Origin of the sequence: Actinoplanes sandaracinus (assembly GCF_030009775.1) — a bacterium.
GTDB lineage: Bacteria > Actinomycetota > Actinomycetes > Mycobacteriales > Micromonosporaceae > Actinoplanes > Actinoplanes sandaracinus.
Map to the genome: position 1 here is coordinate 1 of NZ_JASCTH010000084.1, position 1,699 is coordinate 1,699.

Annotated in this window: 2 protein-coding genes; one reads left to right on the forward strand and one right to left on the reverse strand. The window is 66.5% G+C overall.

The genetic code is table 11. From position 1 onward, the window contains the following. Positions 1–29: 29 nt before the first annotated feature. The gene (locus tag QLQ12_RS46735) at positions 30–1,226 is read right to left on the reverse strand and encodes an IS630 family transposase (protein WP_282767535.1); all 1,197 of its coding nucleotides are present in this window, start codon (positions 1,224–1,226) and stop codon (positions 30–32) included. Positions 1,227–1,330: 104 nt separating this feature from the next. On the opposite strand from QLQ12_RS46735, the gene QLQ12_RS46740 reads away from it, so the two are divergent. Continuing rightward, entirely contained in the window at positions 1,331–1,693 is a 363-nt protein-coding gene (locus tag QLQ12_RS46740) for a hypothetical protein (protein WP_282767536.1), read from the forward strand. The last annotated feature ends 6 nt before the right edge of the window (positions 1,694–1,699 follow it).

Genomic DNA, 1,699 nt, shown 5'->3' on the forward strand with positions numbered 1-1,699 from the left:
AGTGCTTGGGTTCGTAAATTCTTCGGGGGTTATGCGGCCAGGGCGTGTGCGGCAGGCTGGGTATTGCAGCCGGCGGGTTGCTGGAGGTTCTGCTCTTTCTGTTCGTGTCGCTCGATCCGGGTCATCAGGTCCTCGAGGTCGGCTGGGGTGAACTTCCATCTGAATGGCCGGGCGGTCGCGTTGTAGCGCTGTTCGAAGGCGGTGAGTCGGTCTTCGACCTGGTCAAGGCTGGTGAAGTCGTTGGGTGTCAGGACCTTGCGCTGGATGATCGAGAAGTAGATCTCCACCTGGTTCAGCCAGGAAGCGTGGATCGGGGTGTGGACCATGACGGCGTTCGGAAACCGCTGGCTGAGACGGTCGGCCGCTGCCTGGCCGCGGTGTGAGGAGCCGTTGTCGACCACCCAGAACACCCGCTTCGCCGACGCGTAGGGCTGCTGGGTCATGACCTGTTCGGCCAGGGTCATGAACGGCAGGATGCCGGTCTTCGCGGAGCGGTGGGAGAACACCTTGGCCTGGTGGACGTCGTAGGCGGCAAGGTAGGCCAGGGCGCCTTTGCGCTGGTATTCGTGGTTGACCCGCATGGTGCGGGCGGTGCCGGGTGGCAGGGTGGGGTGGCAGCGGCAGCGGGCTTGGATGCTGGTCTTCTCGTCGCTGGAGATCACGTACTCGTCGGCGTCGAGCGGGACGCCGTCGAACGTGCGGGCGTAGAGGTCGAGCACGTGGGCGGCTTTGACGGCGAACCGCGGGTCGCGGATGAAGATCCAGGAATGGTGCTGCCAGGGCTTGATGGTGTCGCGGGCGAGGATCCGGCGGATGGTCGACGCTGAGATCGCCGCGACGATTCCCCGGTCGACGGCTTCAGCGGCCAGGTCCGGGCAAGTCCACTTCGACAGTGGTGTGCCGGTCTCGGCCGGCAACTGGCAGGCGAGGGCTTTGACCTCGGCGGTCTGGACCGGGGTGAACCGGGTCGGTCGTCCGGGCCGGGGTCGGTCGGCGAGGCCGGCCAGGCCTTCGTCGGCGAACCTGCCCCGCCAGCGTCGCACGGTGTCGACGGTGACGTCGTGCCGACGGGCGATGGCGGCGTTGGCGTGCCCGCGGGCCGCGTCGCAGACGATCCGGGCCCGGATGACCTGGTGATAACCGGCGGTGTGGGAGTACGCCAGGGCGGTGAGCCGCCGTCGTTCGGGGGTGGTCAGCGTGATGGGTCGTGCGTGAGGGACGGGCACCGGCCAACTTCCATCGAAGGCGATCCTGTTGAGGGCCGGGCGAGGATGCCGGTCAGGCGTGCCGCAAGCCGGCAGGACACGCCGGACCGGCAGGATGTGAACCCATGCCGGTCATTCCTGCTTCCACCAAGACGTCCCTGCCGCAGCGACTACGGGCCCGGGTCAAGACGAACTGGCCGCAGCTGGCCGGCGTGCACGTGCGTTACCACGGTCACTTCGCCTACGTCACCGTTGAGTTGACCGGCGGTGAGCAGCGACCGGTGATGCGGCTGCGCTACAGCGGATCCGCCCACCGCTGGAGCCTCGCTATCTACAAAGCCAGCAACAACAGCTACGAAGACCAGTACTGGTTCAGCGGCACCACGGAAGAAGCCCTCGACTTCGTCTGCGACGTCCTCATCAGCCCTATCATCAACGGGCCCCAGCGAAGCCCCGAGCCGTCAACCCCCGAAGGACTTATGAACTGAAGCACT